Origin of the sequence: Mycoplasma anseris ATCC 49234 (assembly GCF_000702805.1) — a bacterium.
Classification (GTDB): Bacteria; Bacillota_I; Bacilli_A; order Mycoplasmatales; family Metamycoplasmataceae; genus Metamycoplasma; species Metamycoplasma anseris.
In genome coordinates, this window is the sequence record NZ_JNJX01000010.1 from 1 (window position 1) to 20254 (window position 20254).

The window sequence follows — 20254 nt, forward strand, 5'->3', positions numbered from 1 at the left end:
AAGGAGTGTTGATAAAACACTTCTTTTTAATTATTTACATTTTCAAAGGTTCAAAATGAGAGTAAAAGAAAATCTATTAAATAATGCCTATATAACTAAAACTGACTACAAAAAAGAACAGTTAAATTTTAATTTTCATTATTTATATAAAAATAAGCATTATAAAAAATTATCAATTTATGCGATTGATGAATTAATGAAAAATAGATTTGAAATTTCCTTTGAAACAATTGCTCTATTTAAAAATAAAGATGCGGCTTTTTTAGTTTTAATGGTATTAAAAGCATTACATTCTAAAACGGGCACTAAAACTTTTACATTTAAAGAATTACAAACTTATGGTATTACTAAAAGGAAATGAACTTTTGTATGCGAATTTTTAAAGCAACATGGCTATATCAAGTTAAATGGACGTAGCTGATATTTTGGTAATTTAGATTTATTAGGATCTTCAAAGCATTATATTACCTTACAAGGTAAAAGAAAATGATATATGCTTCTTTTATTTAATCTTGAGGCAGTTGTAAATATGTGTAAATTACAATATCTTTCCAAAAGAAATCACTTATTAAAAATCAAAGATTACCAAAAATTGAGAGTTTCAAACAAACTTTTAGGTTATACCTACAATCAAAAAGCAATCAAATTTATTAAAACGCTATTAATGTTATATGTCTTGCCTTTGTATAAAAATATTGTGGTTAGCAAAGCCCAATATATCAAAAAGAATCTATTTAAAAGACATAGATATATTATTGCCAAACTATAAAAATTGATTTAAAAGATTTAATTAGAAGTAGAGAAAACATAGTTAAATGATAATTCTAATTGTAAATTATTTAGCACAAATAATGGTCGGTTAAATTGATTTTAAATACTTATTTTCTTAGGATTACGGCATTAAAAAATAACATTAGTACACTTTATTAACCATAGATAAAAATGATAGTTAAATGAAATATAAATCATATTTCTTTAAATATCATTTACTTAAATTAAAGTAATAAATAGATCAAGAATATAACCTTAAAAGTGGTTTTGAATTTTAACTTAAATGCAGCATTTTTGTTAAAATTCAAAACACATAACTAATACTAATAGTTAAGACTTATATTATGGACCTCGCTATGCTTTTTATCAAAATAAATCCTTTTATTATTTTTCTTTTTTTAAACAATAATAAAACCACTACAAACTAAGAAATAAACTATGGATAAAGTATCTATGGCTTCTAATTCTAAGTTCAGTGCTTATACTAAGGCTAGGGTCAATTAAACAAAAGGGTTCTAAGAATTCAGCGCCAAAACTAACATTCAAGGACCTACTTATGACCCCTTTAACCTAAATCAAAGTTTGAAAAATCAAAATTAAACTCAAAATAACCAAAGAAAAAAAACTTGATTTTGATAAGAAAATAATGCCTGAGTTGAAATTATCAAAAAAAAACTGAAGTAAATTTACAAAAAAAGTGATAAAAACGGAAAGAAGGAAAAAAATGTCGAGAAGTTTTTTAAAAGGTTGAGTGCTTAATCTAAAAACCCTTGAAAATCCTGAATTAAAGAAATCTTTGATTTGGTTTACATTAAAAACTGGATATAAGCAAAATGAAGAATGAATTAGTCAATTTCATAAATGCTTTGTTAGAAAACCTCACTTAATCAAAATCATTAAAGATGGTTTAAAAATTTCGGTTTTAGGAATAGTAAGAAACTTTGTTGATTTAAAAGGTTCTAAACCTAAAAAAGAAGCAATTATTGAAATAATTGATATTTTTAATTTTGAAGAACCAAAACCACAAGAAGAACCATTAAAAGAAGATTCATTGGAAGAAAATTCATTACAAGATCAATCTTTACAAGAAGATTCAATAACCTAATTAAGTAAATTTTATTGATAGAAATTCAAAATAGACCTGATATTTATTAAAAATACTCAAAATTGTCCTTTCTAAATTCATAAAATTATCCTTTCAAAGTTTAAGTATATTTAAGTTCTCCTTTCTAAATTTTTACTTATAATTAGCAGAATTTCTAATCAATAAACAATTTAATTAGCCAACATAATCTCGTTTTCAAAGACTATTAAATAAGGAATTAATGAAGTATTCATTAAAATCGATCTTTAAAAATCAAGCAGAAATTGAAGAATATATATCTGATTATCTTTGAAATATAAGTTCAGGTGGAGTTGGTTGAACAGATTTCTTTAAAGATTATTTCTTGAAAATGTGTGAAAACATTTTTGTTAATGAAGCCACATTAACTAAAGAAGAATTAATGATAGCAGCTAAACAATATGTTTCTTCTTATGATATCTTAATTTTTAAAAAGGAAATTTTAGATTATATTTATGATTTTGAAATAAATGATCTATCTTTCTTAAAGGATTTTGGTTATACAGATATTCTTGATTTAAGTATTAGTGAAATTGTAAATCTTCATGTTGAGAAACTAACCATAGAAATGGTAGAAGAAATTTTAAATAACTTAGAAACAATCAGTAATGAAAAATAAAATAAATGTTATAGAACTTTTTGGTGGGATATCTTCTTTTAAAAAAGCATTAAATAATAGTTTAATAAATTATGAACTTATTGATTATGTAGAAAATAACCCAAATGTTGTTGAAATATACAACAATCTTTATCAAGAAAACCAAAAACCAAGTTCAGTAATGGATTATCACTTACCTAAAGACGTAAAAATTGATATTTTATTTCATGGTTCACCTTGTGTTGATTTCAGTATTGCTGGAAGGCAACTGGGTGGTAAAAAAGGTTCTAAAACCAGATCTTCATTGCTTTATGAAACCCTTCGAATTTTAAAAGAAGTAAGCCATCATAATCTTCCTAAAATTGTAATTTGAGAAAATGTCCCTAATGTTTTAAATAAGAAACATAAAGAAGTATTTAATGATTATCTTAATCAATTAAGTGCCTTAGGATATTTCAATTATTATGAAGTTTTAAATGCTAAGAATTTTGGAATTCCTCAAAAAAGAGAAAGAATATTTGTTGTTTCAGTTTTAGATCAAAAGATCAATGTTTTCAATGACCTCAAACGAACAAAAACTACTTGTATAAAGTCATTTATTGACCTTGACGATACCACTAACTTTTTTCATAAAACCTCACAAAAAAGATTATTTAACAACCTTTTTAAAATTAGTAATTTTAATGAAATAGAAAATTATTTTGATATTACTAATTCAATAAATCTTTTAAAATTTAAAACAACTGGTGTGTGTAAACTGAAGTGATCTAATTTCAATCAAGAACAATATTTTTTCGATATAGAAAACCCTAATACACTTTTAAATACCTTTACCGCCCAAGGCGATAATAGCAAACTTAAATTATTAATTAATGTAAATTTATTTCCAAAAAACTTGCTTTCTAATCCAGATTTAATTTATTTAAAAATTCAAAATAATTTATATTTGGTTCGGGTTATTAATATCAAAGAGGCTTTTGCTTTAATGGGCTTTAATTTTCCCAAATCTTTATTAAATAATGTATTGCTAAAATCCAAAAAGACTCATTTAAGATCAGTTATTGGTAATTCTATAGTGGTTAATGTTTTAGAAGCAATTATACAAAACCTAAAAAATCAACAATTAATTTAATTAAATAAGGAGGTTTATGAGATATACATTAAATCTAATAAATAACCATAGACTTGATATTGAAAAACTTATTGAAGACAATTTTAAAGGTAGTTTAACCAAAGAATTGATTAAACAAGTGATTTTTGAAATGTATGAAGAAATCTTTTATGAAAATAAATCTTTATCAAACTCAGAATTACAAGCGGAAACAGATAGTTATATTAGTCAAAACAATAATTTAATCTGAAAAGAAGAAGTATATAAATATCTTGCTGAAGCAGAAATAGATGATTTAGATTTTATAAATGAATATTTCCCTACTACAAATGGTTTATCACTTACTAAAATTGCCGAAATTCATTTATGAATTAGATTAAATGAAATAAATGGATTGATTTTCAATTTATTAAATCCAAAAGAAACTTTAGAATGATAGATTCAATTAAAGAAGAAATTAAATATTATTCGAAATTTTTCCCTAATCAAGACTTTGGTCTAAAAATAGAAAAAATAACTAATTTATTAAAAGACCAAACAAAATTAGAATTAATTAGAAATAATTTAATGATTTTGAAAAATGAATATCTAAACCAAAAAATTAACCCTTATTTTTTGACCTACCTTCTTAAAAATCAGATTTATAAAAAACACATTCTAATTTATAAACTGAAATCATGTGATAGAAAAAACAAAAAACAATTAATTCATGATATTCCTAATATTAATAAATTATCAAAGAATACTTTTATTAAAACTAACAAGGATTTTACTGAGTTTGAAATTCTATCATTTGAAGAAGTATTTAATGAATTAATTGAATGAGTAAATTGAAGAAATTATTTATTAGTAAATAAATAAGGAAAGGAGTTTAGTGATTAATTTAGATACTGCATCTAATGCTATTTCCACATATAAAGGGATTTTAACTGAACTTATTTCGTCATTTAAACCTTTTATTTGAACGACAATGAGTTTATTATGCTTTATATTTTTGGTTATTTCCATTGTAAAAACATTATCAACAACAGCCGCTATTAACTTATCTAATAGTGAAGCTGAAAGAAAATCATTGAAACAAAAAATAGTAAGTATTTGAGTATTCTTTGCTATTGGATGTATTTTAGTCTTATTAGCGCCTACTATTATGGAAGTAGTATCAGCACTTTGAACCAATGATCTTAAAACAACGTAGAAAAAGGAGTAAAACATGAATGCTTTAACAATTTCTTTATTTGTTTTGGCTGGGCTTGGAATAATAACTGGTTTAGTATTATTAACTTATGCCCTAACTTTTAAATTTAAAAAACAAAGAATTGAAAGGTTATTGGTTTCAATTAACCAGAAAAAGGCAAACATTGATAAATTAGGTGTAAATTACAAGGAAAATGAAGATATTTGATTAGAAACTCACAAAATAATCCAAAAATGAAAATTAGAGGATTACTTTGAATTTCCTGATAAAGAAACTGAAATTTTTTCAAAATTACCAGTTGCTAAACCAGAATTAGAAGAATACATTACAAAATTAAACAAAAAATATCGTCTATTTCTTGGATTATCAATTCTAAGTACCATTGTTGGAGTTGGATTCATTTTAACCAATTGTGGTCTACATTGAAATATCATGGCTAACAAAAAATAATTATGGAAAAATTTATTAGTCATCTTTCAGATTTAGGTCTTATTCTTCTAAGACCCGTATTATATTTTGTTGCAGCTACATTTTGGGGAATATTTATATCATTCCCCTTTCTTTTTCTACACGGACTTTTTACAGCTGCCGAATTCTTTAGTTTTGATTTAGTTAACATTATTTTATTTGGAAAAAAAGATGCTTTAGGCAGTTATGGTGATTTACCACCTACCTTTATTGCCTTTGCTATATATGCTTTATTCTTTTTAATCTTATTTGTTATTATTGGTTTAATTAGATACAACTGAAATTCAGCCAACACTGATAGACAATTAAAATTTAGACAGATATTAGCACAATCAGCCAAGGCTTTAGTATTTATTCTACTTCTTCCCTTTATTCTATTTCTTTTCAATTACGCAGCTTCTTTATTGCTGAAATTCTTAACAAGTGCAGTAAGCCCAGAAACTGGTAATACTGGATCAATTGCTGGTGATATTTATAACTCCATCAATCAACTTCCAAAGGGATATAGTAATCTTTTCGGCGAATTTTCTAATTCAACTTCATTTGTGTACTATAGTCCAACTTCTTCATTAGGAAATGTTCCTACATTTGGGCCACCAAAATACGAACAATATGTAATGATGCCTCAAATGGATTTTGGTTTAGTCTTTATTAAAAACATGATTATTGCTTGAGGATTAGTGATCTTTTTAGCAGGAATTGTTGTAAGTTTAGTTCAACTGGTTTTACAACAGATAACACTATTAATATTAGCCCCAATTTCCGCAGCAAAATCAGTGGAAGATAATGGTAAAGCATTAATGTTATGAAAAAGACAATATATTGAAATTTCATTAGGTATGTTTGTAAATATCTTGTCTTTAGCATTCTTTCAATTCTTTATGACTATTATTCCACCTTTAATTAAAGCAAACTTTGATTGAGGTTTAAGATTCATTTTAGAAATCCTTGCTTATGTGGGGATTGCTGTAGCCACAAAAGGACTACATCGGGTGATTTCAAAACTATTAGACATTAATATTGAGGATGGAGATGGTTGAAAAACAATCAAGAAAATTGCTAGAACTGGTTTTGAAGGTATAAAAGCAGGAGCAATGGCTGGTTCAGCAGTTGCTTCTGGTGGAGCAACTTTAGGAGCACAACTAGCCAAAGGTGGTGTAATGAATACCATAGGTGCTTTAGGTGGAAAAGTAGCAAACATGGGTCAAGTTATGTCTAATAAAAGACGTGCTAAGAAAATGGGTATGTCTAAAGGCTTAATTAGAGAAGCCTTTGGTAAAACTGGAAATGTAATTAGCAAACAAAATGAAATGTTAGATAAATTTGGAGATATTGCTAAGGGAGATAAAAATGCTTTATCTTCTAAAGAAAATTTAATAGCACACCAAAAATCAAAATTAATAAAAGAGGCTCAAAGACACCAAAGCGCTTTATCAGCAGCTCAAAAATATGAAAAGAAACAAAGAGCAGCTTGAGGTGATGAATACTTTGAAAACAATACAGCACATACAATTAAAAAATTCTTAGCCGGAAAAGAAGTCCAACATGAACTAAATATTGAAAAAATTAATTCTGATAGTGAATATTTAACAGATTTCTTTGAAGGCAAAAAAGAAGATCAAAATAACTCACCAGAAGAATCTAATACAAAAGGAGAAAATGATGCTACAGACTAAAAGATTATCATCCAAAAAATATGTGCTATGAAAGAATTTCACATATTGAGACTGCATTGTTTTAGCATTAATTCTTGGATTAGCAATAGCCTTTGGATTTTTTACTAATAAATTCAAATGGTCCATTCAATTAGCCATTTCAGCCGGCTTTGTAATTTCAACCGCTTGAATTTTATTAAATTCAAAGAAGCATAATTGCCGTTTATACATGATCTTATTCAGAATTATTAAGCACCATGTAGGACATAAGAAATATTCATCTAAAACTAAATCAATTAGTACTGAAAATTTAATTCCTTATGCCGATATTATTGATAATAATATTGTTATCAATAAGTCAGGTGATACAGCCTTTTCAGTGATTAAAATTAAAGGATTTAATGTCTTTATTAATACTGAAGCCGATCGCCAAACTGAATTTAATCGTCTGATTAGCATTTTAAATACTATTGAAGACAAAATTTCAATTGTGAAAACTTCTAAATCAATGGATTTAGAAAAGAATATCCAAAGAATTGATAAACAATTAACAACTTTGGATGCTAACCAAAATGAATTCAAAAAATTCTATTTAGATTTATTAAAAGAGGATTTATCATACTTACAAAATGCTGATAATATTGATAATTATTACTTAGTTGTTTATGGTAAGAATGCTGACGATTTAAAAGTCAAAAGAGAACGCATTTATATGTATTTAAGCAAGACTAAGTTTTCCCCAAGACATCTAAATACTAAAGAAATCATTGAATTATTAAATGTAATCTTTAAAAAGGCAATCAATCAAGAAGATTTAGATTTATTTATCAAACAACTTAATTGAGCCAAAAATAAAACAATTAAATTAGATAAATTATTAGCACCAGATAGTGTTGAATTCTATGATAAATACTTAAAAGTGGATAAAAAGTATCTTTCATTCCAAACTTTTAATGAATTCGCTTCATTTAACATTAATGAGGGATGAGTTCAAACCTTATTTAATTCACCTTCAACAGTAATCTGAAACTTAAATGTCTTAACAAATGATTTAAAAGAAGAAATCACTAATAAAGCCACAACAATTGTTGAAACTAATGGTGAAAAATCAAAATCATTCTTTAAAAGGGCAAAATCAATGATTGAAATTGAAGCAATTGAAAACCTAATCTTTGAATTAAACAGTACTGATAATAACCTTTTTAAATCAAATTTCTTTTTCATTAATCAAGCAAATTCTTTAATTGATTTACATGCTATCGAACAAACAAATAGTGTTAATGGTGCCGAAGTAAAAGCCATTATAAATCCTTTATGATACAACCAAAAACAAGGATATAACAGTGCTTGCTTTACCTACACTGAATTAATTAAAGATACTATTGAAATCACTTCTAAAAATGTCGCAAGAGGTTGAGGTTATATTTCTTCTGAATTAAATGATGATATTCCATTTCTTTTAGGTTTTGATAACACTACTAATGCCCCATTACTTTTGGATATTAAGAAAAAAGATGCTTCCCGTTTATATTCAAACATGATTATAACAGGAACACCGGGTGCTGGTAAGTCCACTTTAATTAAGAAATTCTTATTAAATTTCTTAGTTTTTGATGAAGAAGTCATTATCTTAGACCCACAAAGAGAATATTATGATTTAGCACGCTTATTAAACGGGAATGTAATTGAATTAGGTTCAGGAATAAATACCACAATTAACCCACTTCAATTAGATTTAATGTTTGACGAAAATCTTAGCCAAAGTAAGCAAAATCACATTATGATTGCTAAAAATATCACTAAATGTAAGGAATTCTTTAAAATCCTACTTAAATTGGAAGATATTGATGTTAGATTTTTAGGAGATGCTTTAACCCAACTTTATACTAAGTGAAATTTCTTTGATACAACCAAGGATTTAACAAAATTAGGAAATAAAGATTTCCCAATTATTGATGATTTAATTGAATTATTGAAAAACTATCAATGAAATAGTCAAATTGAAAAGGAAGTATATGAAAATTCACATAAAAGATTATTAATTTTATTAATTTCTGAATTCGTTTCAAACCAAGCCTTAAAAGCAATGTATAACGACTATACTAATATTAATTTCCATTCTAAATTAAATATTATTGATACTTATAATATTTCAACTACTGAAAAGACTGCTTATTCACAAGCCGCTTTATACCTAATATTGTCTTTCTTAAACAACCGAATTGCTAATAACTACTTTAAAGATCCTAATGGTAAAAACTATATTATTTTAGTGATTGACGAAGCACATAAGTTTATTGACCCACAAAACCCTTTAACATTGGATTTTATGTATCAAACCGCCAAAACAATCAGAAAATATCGTGGAGTTTTAATTCAAGGAACCCAAAACTTTGAAGATTATAACCAAGATGGAATTACTAATAAATCAAAATTAATCTTAGAAAACACTCAATATTCAATTACTTTACATAGTAATCAATTAGATATTGAAGCCATTAAAAAGTTATATGAAAATAGAACCCCTTTAACCGAACAAGAATTACAGTTTTTAACAACCGCTCAAGTAGGTCAAGGTCTATTATCAGTGGATAACGAAACAAGATTTCAATTAGAAGTCTATTATAACGAATTAGAAAAAAGAATATTGTTTAGATCGGGAGATTTAAGCCACAAAACAGGAGAGTAATATGAAGTGAAAAAAACCAAGTAAAAAAACATGACTAATTATTTTAGGGCTTTGTGCTTTTTCAGCAATTGGAATTGGGATTTCAGCATGTAAAAATAAATTAAAGAAACAAGTCCAAGAACAACCAAAAGCACAAAGGGCTGAATCATTCTTAATACAAGCAAATAGCCTTCCTAATTTAGAAAGTAATAAAGACCACCTTTTTACTGGAACATGAACTTTAGGAACCACCAGAACTAATGAAAAAATAAGCAATATTCATAATTTTTGGTTTACTTTCGATCAACTAAGTCATAACTTTATTACCTCGACAAAATTCCCATCAACCATAACCGAAAATGGCGAAGATGTAGTTGGTTCTTTACCATGAATAGAAAGTGATATTGATGGTTCTACCATAACTTCTAAATTAAAATCAAAATCTTATCTTGTAGATAAAATCTTTATACCAAGTACTCAATGAGATGTTATTAGCAATGCTAAAGAGTATGCGCATTATCAATATGGTGATGTTCCATATGAAGAATTAAGTTATTTTACCAAAAAACTTTATTTAGATAAAGTTAATGAATTTAGAAAGACTATTCAAACTAAAATCAAAGAATCAATCAATAATTCTGAAATGATATGAAATGCAGAAACAGAAAAGCAATTTAAAGATTCCCTTTTATTAACAATTTGAATGTTTCTACATTGAAAAGACGGTGCAAAATACAAAGATAGTTATGATAAAGTACCAGCTACATACAAAAAACCTGAAAAATGTTTCACAATTGCTGGTTGTGAAAGACAAAAACCTGAACTTGTTGAAAGAGAACATTATAAATTCAAAAGATTTAAAACCCTTTCAGTCAAAACAACTAATGATCTTAAAATTGAAGTACCGATTAAGATTAATTATGAAAAAGATTTAGCCTTTTTAGAAAATGTATGAAAAAACAAAGTCATCCATTTGGAAAGTGATTATAATCTTCATGATTTATCTTCTTTAAAACGAAATAATTTAGATAATTTTAAAACGAACGCTCAAATTTTGGATGAATATTTCACTTCATTAAAGCCATTTAAAATAGGCAATACAACTTATAAATATATTTATTATAAACAACCAGATGAAAAGACAATTGATGTGTCTTTAAGGGCAACGTTTGAAACTAAAACAAACTTTAAAAAATTTAGTTATTCTAATAATAGATATGAATTCGAAATTCCACTAATTAGAAACCAAAAAATCATCTGAACACCATCACAAAAATATAAGGATCTTAATTTTACTAATAGCATCCAAGTTTTCCCCGGCCGAACCATGAAATTAGATGAAGAAAATGCTAATAAATTGTTTCTTTCATTAGAAGACGCTATTTTGTCTTCAACTTCCAAGAAAATAGGTCTTTCTTCAGATGGTAAAACTTATTATTTAGGTAAATACATATACAATTCATCTGCTAAATTTTATTTTAATCCACAAGATGATAATGTAATTGTTTATGTAAATGGAAAGAAATTAGATGTTATTAATAATACTTTTGAAGCAGATTTAATTGATAAAAGGGAAGATCCAAGGGACAATGTAAAAATTCCTAATTATGATAAAGATGATAACTTACCTAAAGAAGAGTTAACTGATGATAATTCCCACAAAAAGAATGAATATAAAATTGTAATTAAGAAATTTAATAATATCAATGTTGATTCAGAGCCAGTTATTACTTATATATATGATGCTGAAATAAATACTAAATCCCAAGGGTTGGATTTTAAGTTCTATGCCTGAAATCCTGAAGAAAACCCGAACCAAAAAAGTTTAATTACCCCTTATATATTAGATGAAAACAACAAGCCTAAATTAGATAAAGAGGGAAAACCCCTTTCTAATCCACTTTATAACCCTTTAATTGACCCAAAAACTGGTACAATCAAGGAATTAGTTTGATTCGATACCAAAAATTATGACTATAATAAAGGTTTCTTTTTATCTTCACTATCTTATGAAGAATTACAAGCGCAATTAAACCAAAAAGATAATGAAATAGCCAAGATTGATAAATTAATTGAAACAGCCGAAGCAGATATTGCTGAAATTAACACTAAATTAGCTGCTTGAAATGAAACTGGTGAACATGAATTAAAAACAGCAATTGAAGAAGGCAAAATTAATTCAGCCAAATATAAAACTGAATATACAAAATTCTTGAATTCATATAATACTTATCATAAGGCAAGTAGTCCAGCAAATGATTCATTATATATTAGTATTGAAGAATATAAAAAACAATTAGAAGATAAAATCCAATATAGATCCACATCTTTATCCACAGAATCACTTTTTTATAAAAATTCATTGCAAACTTTAAAAATTACAATTAGTGATGATGAAATTGAATTAGATGCTAAAAAAGCACAATATTATCGAATAAAAAAAGCATCTCAACGTAATGATCCATTTCTAAACATTTTAGAAAAAGAAATTCATTCCTTAGAAGCACAAATTGAAACAAACAAAGCCAAAGTTAAGGAATATGAAGTAAAAATTAAACAGTTAGATGCAATTATTAATGGTGAAGTTGAAGATTCAGAATTAGTCATGACTCAAACTGAATTAGAAAGAGTTAAAAAGGATTATGAAACATATATTATAATAGAAAAAGAATTAAGGGAAAAGCAAGATGAAGAACAAAACAAATTAGATGAAAACCAAAAAGCCTATAAAACAATGATTGAGATAACTATCCCTACTCAATTGCTTATAAAAAAGACAAGAGAAAAAGAAATTAATGACTTAAAAAGACAAAAACAAGATGCTTTAAAAGCCAAAAAGGAAATTAGGGATACTAATACTGAAGTATCATTTAGAAAATGGGCTGAAAAATTCGATTATTACACTAATTTTGCTGATAAAACAGGATTACCACCCTTTGGCTTAGCATTTATGTATTTAAACGGAAATGAAGTTAAACATAAAGGTTTTATTGCTGAAGCAGTTATTGTAAATAAAGCCGCTTTAAAAGAATTGATTGGTCAAACAGATGACTTTTTAATGATAAAATTAAATCCCAACACAAACACATGGGAAAAACCCAAGGTTTTAGATAATACAACCTCAGATGATAGTTATTTATCAACCGAAGGAACTTATTTATTTTATTCAAGAAAAGAAGGAACTACCAGTAATTTTAAAATTGTTAAAATTATTGATGGTCGCACAGATGATATAGTCAATAAGAAATTTAGTGAAATGAATACTAATTTTAACAATATTCATAATCTATGAAACACCCCAGTTGGAATTGATTTTGCTAAGTATTTAATGTCTCGATATACTATTACAACCGAACAAGCAGATAAATTAGATTATGTGATTATTAAACAATATTGAGAATCATTTATAACATATATCACTGATGGTGGAATGGTTGATATTGTAATTAGTCCTCGTTTAAATTTAGAAGCATTAAATTATCAGTTTGATTATCCAAGGGATTTAAAAGAATACTTAATCAATGAAAATATTGATTTATTGGCTAAATATGGTGATTTTAATTACCAAGAATTAGTAAGAATTGATAATTGAGACATAGATGAAAACACCGGCCAATTAAGGGTAAATTATTCATTAAAAACAGCTAATGGGGTTTATTCATTAAGTCATACCCAAGATAATTATTTAATTCATTTTAATAAATTAAAATTAACCAAAAATAGCATAAAAATTAAATGAAATAATGATGAAATTAAGCAAATCGCAAATAAAACTACCTTCGGTAATTTTGTTAAACAATTAATTGAAAATCAAATTAATGTTTTTGCTAATACTATGGATGAAGAAGACCTTAATAAAATCAACTGGACCTACAAATTTAATGGTTATTTATTAATCTTAAATGCTAATTTAAAAGAAGAATATAATGAAACTGATTTCATAGTTAATAATTCAAATTCAATTCAGTTAAATTTCATTAATAAATATGGCTTTTTTGACGAATTCAAACCAGAAGCAATTAATTTAGAAAATGAAATAGATGCTGAGCAAATCCAAATTCAACTTAAATCAAACATTTTAACTCAACTAAATAAGTTTGGGGCTAATAAGACTCAATGGATTGATAAAAATGGTAATTACTATCCCTTTAATGGTAATCATTTAAGTTTTGAAATATCTGACTTTGAAATTACTAATTTTAATGATGAAACATTACAAGCATTAATCAAGGTGTTTAATAATAAAGAATTAGCCCTTAACAATGCTATCGACATCGAAATTCAAATGAATGAAGCCAAATATGGTGAAGAAGTTAAAACTAAATTTAAGGTTTATAATTATTCACCAGCCCCAGTTTCCCAACTAATTGATTTAAGTAAGTTTGTTTTTCAAATTTATGATGTTGATACACCAGTTATTTATGAAAATGAAGAGGAATTAGCTTTATTAAAGCAAAATATCTTAACCAAAGTAGAAACTGAAATCCAAAGACAATTAAAGGCATTTAATGAGGAATTAATCCTACACCAAAACATTGATGCCGACCAAGAACAATGGGATAAATTAATAGAACTATTGTTTTATCATGATTTACCTTCAACTATTGTTTTAAACCCCAAAAATAACAAATTAATCATTAATCAAACCAAGGCAATTTTTAAAAATACTAATAAAACTACCAAGAAGTTTGATTTATCAACTATGAACATTGAAGAACTATCAATTAAGTCTGCTAATTACAATGTAATTAGAAAATTGATTTTAGACCATGTAGATCATACTTTTGCTAAATATCAATTATCTTTAGAACATTTAAAAGATTATTATACTTATGATGTGGATAATAAAAATTATGTAAAAGCCTTAATCAAAGAAAATGGTGAAAATATTGAGTATTTCATTGTAATGCCTTTAGAAGATAAATATGAAAATTCTTTACCATTTAAAGTCATTAATCAGTTTGACGAAAGTGAATTAACTCCTGAAGATAAAGCCTCATGGAAAATTCCATTAGAAAAGAAATGAGTAGCTTTAATCACCACTTTATCATTGTTAGGGGGAATTGGATTAATTGTTGGTCTTTCAATCCTTATTTATCGTTTAAGAACCAAGAAAATTAAATAATTAAAAACAAAAACCCGAAATAATAAATCGGGTTTTTACTTTATTTTAGTTAGTTTGAAGGTGTTTCAGCATCAGTGTTGTTTGTTTCACCTAAAATTTCTTCTTCATTTTCAATAATCTTAGAAAACTTAATACCAGCATCCATTGGAATTTCAGTTGTTAATCACTTTCTTAGTTGTAAAATAGCAGTCTTTTTATCATCTTTAATTAAAGGTTCAATATCGACATCATTTAAATCATCATGTCTACCACATAGCATTCTTCAATCTGGGGCAGTTTTATTATTTCAATGTCTATATAAAATAACATCTTCTTCAAAATAATCAGTTAAAACTACTATTGGTAAGGCAAAATTATTGATTGATTTAACAGTATTATTAAAATGATATACAGGACTATAATAAAATTCATCTATGGCTGGATTAAAACCAAATAAGAAGGGTTTAAGATTATCTTTTATTTCCATACCTAAGCAACGATATTCAAAATCAGTAAACATGTTATCTACTATTTCACTCGCTTCCTTAGCATATGATTTTACTTGTTCGGTAAATGTTTTATTTTCATCTCATTCAGTACGATATATACTTATCATAAAATAACAATAAGCTCTAAGATCTTCAACATTATAAAGAACTTCTTTATATGAGTTTAAATAGGCAACCATTGGTAATGCTAAAAAAGCACTATATAATTCATTCATTCTTCTAATTGTTCTTAATTGTTCTTTATTTAATTTTAATGTTCCTTCTTTAAGTCTGGTTTCACTCATAAATCTTATATCCCTAAACCATAAATCAAACAATTTAGGGGTAAAAGCAGGATATTTAGGATCTCATATGTATTCTTCATGTCTATTTCTTGCTTCTTCTTCTTTTTTATTATATTCATCTAAATCCACACCATTAGCAGCTAGAAAATATTCTCAAATATTAAACCCACTTGGGTCAATACTTCTTAACTGAATAAGAAAATCAGTTAATTTCCCAGAAGCTTCTAAATATCTTTGAATCTTTTGTTCTTTGGTAAGATTTAATTTATGAATATTTAAGACATAGTGATAGAAATTATCTACCCCACTTCAATGCCCGGTTTCAGTATTCATTTTTGGGGCTTCTGGGGTTTCAGTAATTAATGTTTTAGTATATGCTGGTTCTTCATATTTATATCTGGGTGCGTCTTTAGGTCAATTGTCCACTTGTGGTTTTGGTGTTGGAACTGGGTTTGGTGTTTTAGGCCAAATTCTTGTTGGTTCAAAACAAGAAACTAATGCTGGTGCTGAAATAATTGGGGCTAATATTGCTAAGCCCGTTAATAATAATTTTTGTTTCTTTTTCATATATTTAATTATATACCGAATTCAAATAAACGAATTTTATAGTAAGTAAACCCAAAAATATATAGTTTTGGGTACAAAATCAAATAAAAAAGGCCCTACTGGTGCCCTCTAATACTTACTTGGCGTGTCCTTCAAATTAAGCATCGCGAATACTTTTTATCACAGATAAATCTATCATATAAACAACCCAAAGGCAGGTGTAGGTGTATTAGAACCTATTATTCTTCATAATGATTAATATATTAATATATATCGTTTATAAAACATTATTTTATGATAAAATGATTACATATAAGAAGAGAGGCGCAACTCCGACTGTGATCACGGGTCAAGAGTTTATCTTGGCGACGTGACGGGAATGAAAAAGGGCGTAAAAACAGGGAAACCTGTTTTTTTATTTCATATTAAATTATAATTTTAATATGATAAATGGAACTATATGAAAAGAACGAGATGTTAATGTATCTATTTCTCCTATCGCAAAAAATAAAACAAAGAAAATTATTGAAATTGATGCTTCCAAAATACATAGACCTTATATTATTTTTTTAACTAATAATGATAAAGTTTTATTTAGCAACAAAAAGTGTTAAACCCACAAATGAAACAACAACTATGAGAGATAAAACAAATATATTAATTCCAAATGGAATTTATAATGATAATCATAAATCAGCAATTAATACTAATTAAATAAATATTATGAATAAAAAATTATTTTTAAGTTTATTTAATGTAAGTAATAATAATGGTTTTATTTTTAATCAAAATATATACAATTTAATAATGAAACAAGTTCTAGAAAATATAACAAATGAAGAATTTAATATTTTTGAAATAAAAACCATTTCATATTCTAAAACCACTCGATATACAAAAGAAGAATCATATGATAGAAATTTAGACTTTTTACAAGAAAGCTTATTATTGTATGATTCATTAAATGAAGATCAAAAACTTTCTGCTAAAATGGATGATAGTTTCTTTATAGAAAATTACAATAAGCAAATTGTTAAATCAAAATAAATGTTTCTATTTATATTATAATAATTATATATCTTTAGAAGAGAGGCGCAACTCCGACTCAAATAGCGGACTTAAGAAATAAAGTGATGTTATTGGAAATGAAAAAGAGCGTAAACAGGGGAATCCTGTTTTTTATTTATCTTATAATTGAATTATGGAGATTGGGTGTAAAATCAAAGAAATAAAAAAAGGCCCTACTGGTGCCCTCCGGTAAACGCTTGTGTGTCCTACAAATAAAGTTCCATGAAAACTTTTTATATAGCAAATAATGCTATGATACAAGTACTCCATAGGCAGAGATAGACTTACCGGCATCGCCACATTTAAGTCGTACTTCTATTACCCTTATTTTACCGTAAAATCCTAAACGGTACTAAAATTATGAGTATGAAGAACCTACATTATAAAGAAGACTTAAACTTTTATAAAAATGATATTGAAGCCAAAGATTTAATGTATAGAAACTCAATCCGAAGAAAACAAGAAGGTTGGGAAATTAATTGTTATATTACTAGAAAATTCATTACTATTAATGGTAGTTTTGAAGTCAAAATCACTAAATATCGTAAAAAAGAAAACAATAAATGGAAATATTACACCTTTAATAATCATTGATTCTTACAAAGAAACAAAAACCACAATATTGATATTAATTTAAAAGAAAAATGTAAAGAATCATTTAACCGAAATTCATACCAAGAAATTGCTTATCAATTAGGAATTTCTAAAAGCACCATATTTAACATAATACACGCTAATTTAAATACTAACATTGATACTTTAAAATCTTTTAAAAATAATCAAACTCACAATCAAAAACTTTATATATCAGTAGATGATACTTATGTCCCTTATAAAGAAAAGCAATTTAACACTAATAAATGTTGTGTTAGAATCCTTAATTTCTTTAATAAAACTAAAAATAATAAATTAATCAACAAAAACCATTTACTTTTGTTTAATAAGTCTAAAAAGCCAATTAATAATAAAACCCTTTATGCTAAAATCAACAAAATAATGAAGAAATTTTACAATGAAACATGTGAAATTATTATTCTGGGAGACGGTGCTAAATGAATTCAAAATTTAGCCAAAAGATTTAATGGAAATGGAATTTTATGTAGATACCATTTAATGGCCAAGGTTAAGAAATTGTTTGATAAAAGCAAGGAAACTAAGCAAATTATCAATAAAACTAATAAAGAATTGAATTTTAATATGGTTAGTTATATCTATGACGATATTGATAATGAAAAATGAGATGATCTTTTAAACTTTCTTACTTATAACCAGCATGTTTTTAACAAATATTTTAATAAGTTTAAATTGAAACAAATTACTGACTTAAAGAAATATATTTTCAATAATAAAGATTATTTAGTCAAATATAGCAAAAACTCATTAGATTTTATTGGAAATAATGCTGAAAGTTTTGTTTCTCATATTATCAAAAACTCACTGAAAAAAGATTATTCAAGATATGGTTTAAATACTATTATTTCAATAATTTCAAGACCATATCAATTAACTAAATTCAATTTAAAAATCGAAATCTTATAATTATTTTTGATTGCTAAACCTTAAAAAGGTGTATTTTAATATACCGAAATTTCTTAATTTCTGATTACAAAATAAAAAAAATAAAATTTTTATCGAATTTTCTAATTACGCTATAAAATATAGGTGTAAATAACTTGAAAAGAGTTGTTAAACTAACCAATTCACTCCTTATAATGAACAAGACCAAATAATAAAAAAAGAAAGTTAATATAAACCTTCTTTTAAACGCTATTCATCACAATTGTTCCAATTACTAATCATATTGGAATGAATATAAAGGAGAAAATTGTTGATAGACTGCTTACTTGTGAAGTGTAGCGGTCATGAGTTTTAAAATGTTGTGAGTAAATTACCACAGTTGTTCCAGGAGGAACCGAACCAGTCATAACTAAGACTGCTCCTATACTTGGAGGTAATAATTTAGTTGCTACAAAAGGAATTACCATTGCCATGATTACTAAAGGCATAATGATCATTTTTAAGAAAATAAATAATCAATTATCTTTTTTAGCAAACATTTCTTTAATATTGGTTTTAGCTAAGCTTGTGCCGATTACCATTCAAATTAGTGGGGAAACCATTAAAGCAAGCATGCTAATGAATTTATATAAATAAGGCATGGTAACATTTCAATCAAATCAACCAGTTGGATTGCCTTGATATCTAATTACTTCCATTAATTGAGTCTCAGTTGCTTGTTTTATTGGGAGATATCATTCAAAAACTCCATGGTTTTTAAAACCATACAATGTTTTGAAATTTGGGCCAAAGCTTGCTATATGAGTAAAGCCGAGTTCTTTAGTTGCTCCATCTGGTAATGTTAGAATCGCTCTTTGAACTTCTTGTAATTCAATATTACTTCCACCAGCTTTAGGAATATATTGAGTTAATCAAAATGCAATTGCAATAATAACGGCAATAAATGAAGAATTTTTTACTGTTTTTAAAATGGTTAGCTTAAATTCTTTTTTATTGAATTTTACCCCTGAAATCAAAGAAAAGGCTAGTCCAAAACCACCAATGTAGTATAAGATGTTTCAAACATTTAAAGCACTTAATTGAATACCATTAGGAAAGACTCCTAAGACAATTGGAGTAGCAAAAATAATGTTTGAACCATAAATACACATTAATCATGTTACTAAATGTTTCTTTTGTAATTGTTCTAAATATTCATTTTTATTAAATACCATTTGGTTATTAAATTCTAATTTTTGTTGAACCTCTAAAAAATCTTTTTCAGCCCTATTAATAACGTGTTTTGGTACTAATTTTGGTAAGAATTTAACCATTATTAAGGCAATAGAAGTTAGTAATATATAATAAATTGCACTTAATCCAAAAACAATTGCTAAGGTTTTTAAATCGGTTTTTTCAGCGTTTCTTAAAAAAGAAAAAAAAGCTAAAAAAGGAAGCAAAACATTAATAATAATTTTTTGTAAACTTTGAGTAGAATTATCATTTAAAACTTTAAATTTGTATAAAAAATATCCTAAAAAAGTAATTACAAATGTGGCAATGATTGCACCCCACAAACCAGTATTAGTAATTATTTCCTGAAATAATACTGCCAAGTTCTTGTTCATTTTATAATCCTTTATTTTTTTTAACCTTA

The 20254-nt window shown here is 26.2% G+C and carries 16 protein-coding genes; 14 read left to right on the forward strand and 2 right to left on the reverse strand.

Annotated elements, in window-relative coordinates; all coding sequences use genetic code 4:
* The 11 genes from T401_RS07050 to T401_RS07090 form a co-directional block, all read left to right on the forward strand.
* A partial coding sequence (locus tag T401_RS07050) for an MAGa4850 family ICE element protein (protein WP_211246855.1) occupies positions 1 to 769 on the forward strand: 769 nt, incomplete at its 5' end.
* Positions 770 to 1495: 726 nt separating this feature from the next.
* Positions 1496 to 1876: a hypothetical protein gene (locus T401_RS07055; RefSeq protein ID WP_033178951.1), complete on the forward strand. Its 381-nt coding sequence runs from the start codon at positions 1496 to 1498 to the stop codon at positions 1874 to 1876.
* A 220-nt stretch (positions 1877 to 2096) separates the two neighbouring features.
* Complete coding sequence (locus T401_RS0102660) at positions 2097 to 2513, forward strand: hypothetical protein (protein ID WP_033178952.1); 417 nt, start codon at positions 2097 to 2099, stop codon at positions 2511 to 2513.
* Complete coding sequence (locus tag T401_RS07060) at positions 2503 to 3624, forward strand: DNA cytosine methyltransferase (protein ID WP_052169671.1); 1122 nt, start codon at positions 2503 to 2505, stop codon at positions 3622 to 3624. The genes T401_RS0102660 and T401_RS07060 overlap by 11 nt, the downstream gene beginning before the upstream one ends.
* Before the next feature lie 16 nt (positions 3625 to 3640).
* Positions 3641 to 4042, forward strand: a complete 402-nt coding sequence (locus T401_RS07065) for a hypothetical protein (protein ID WP_033178953.1) — start codon at positions 3641 to 3643, stop codon at positions 4040 to 4042.
* Positions 4036 to 4464, forward strand: a complete 429-nt coding sequence (locus tag T401_RS0102675; RefSeq protein ID WP_033178954.1) for a hypothetical protein — start codon at positions 4036 to 4038, stop codon at positions 4462 to 4464. The genes T401_RS07065 and T401_RS0102675 overlap by 7 nt, the downstream gene beginning before the upstream one ends.
* Positions 4465 to 4477: 13 nt before the next feature.
* Entirely contained in the window at positions 4478 to 4798 is a 321-nt protein-coding gene (locus T401_RS07070) for a hypothetical protein (protein WP_145960555.1), read from the forward strand.
* A 15-nt stretch (positions 4799 to 4813) separates the two neighbouring features.
* Positions 4814 to 5248: a hypothetical protein gene (locus T401_RS07075; protein ID WP_033178956.1), complete on the forward strand. Its 435-nt coding sequence runs from the start codon at positions 4814 to 4816 to the stop codon at positions 5246 to 5248.
* Between the two features lie 2 nt (positions 5249 to 5250).
* Entirely contained in the window at positions 5251 to 6942 is a 1692-nt protein-coding gene (locus T401_RS07080; RefSeq protein ID WP_033178957.1) for an Mbov_0396 family ICE element transmembrane protein, read from the forward strand.
* Positions 6926 to 9610, forward strand: a complete 2685-nt coding sequence (locus T401_RS07085) for an Mbov_0397 family ICE element conjugal transfer ATPase (protein WP_112702622.1) — start codon at positions 6926 to 6928, stop codon at positions 9608 to 9610. Before T401_RS07080 ends, T401_RS07085 begins: the two co-directional genes overlap by 17 nt.
* A gap of 1 nt (position 9611) precedes the next feature.
* Positions 9612 to 14714 (forward strand): Mbov_0399 family ICE element protein, encoded by a 5103-nt coding sequence (locus T401_RS07090; protein ID WP_033178959.1) that lies wholly within the window; start codon positions 9612 to 9614, stop codon positions 14712 to 14714.
* Positions 14715 to 14763: 49 nt separating this feature from the next.
* Here T401_RS07090 and T401_RS07095 read toward each other — a convergent pair whose 3' ends face one another.
* Positions 14764 to 16053 carry a hypothetical protein gene (locus T401_RS07095; RefSeq protein ID WP_033178960.1) on the reverse strand — a complete coding sequence of 430 codons (1290 nt, stop codon included), beginning with the start codon at positions 16051 to 16053 and terminating at the stop codon, positions 14764 to 14766.
* A 558-nt stretch (positions 16054 to 16611) separates the two neighbouring features.
* Here T401_RS07095 and T401_RS07100 point away from each other — a divergent pair.
* The 3 genes from T401_RS07100 to T401_RS07105 all read left to right on the forward strand — a co-directional run bounded on the left by T401_RS07100 (position 16612) and on the right by T401_RS07105 (position 18639).
* A complete protein-coding gene (locus T401_RS07100; RefSeq protein ID WP_274541125.1) occupies positions 16612 to 16746 on the forward strand; it encodes a hypothetical protein in 135 nt (44 codons plus the stop codon).
* A gap of 9 nt (positions 16747 to 16755) precedes the next feature.
* Entirely contained in the window at positions 16756 to 17079 is a 324-nt protein-coding gene (locus tag T401_RS0102710) for a hypothetical protein (protein WP_033178961.1), read from the forward strand.
* A 387-nt stretch (positions 17080 to 17466) separates the two neighbouring features.
* On the forward strand, positions 17467 to 18639 hold the full coding sequence (locus T401_RS07105; protein ID WP_033178962.1) for an Mbov_0401 family ICE element transposase-like protein: 1173 nt from the start codon (positions 17467 to 17469) through the stop codon (positions 18637 to 18639).
* A gap of 221 nt (positions 18640 to 18860) precedes the next feature.
* On the opposite strand, the gene T401_RS07110 is transcribed toward T401_RS07105, so the two are convergent.
* Entirely contained in the window at positions 18861 to 20225 is a 1365-nt protein-coding gene (locus T401_RS07110; RefSeq protein ID WP_033178963.1) for an AEC family transporter, read from the reverse strand.
* Positions 20226 to 20254 lie beyond the last annotated feature (29 nt).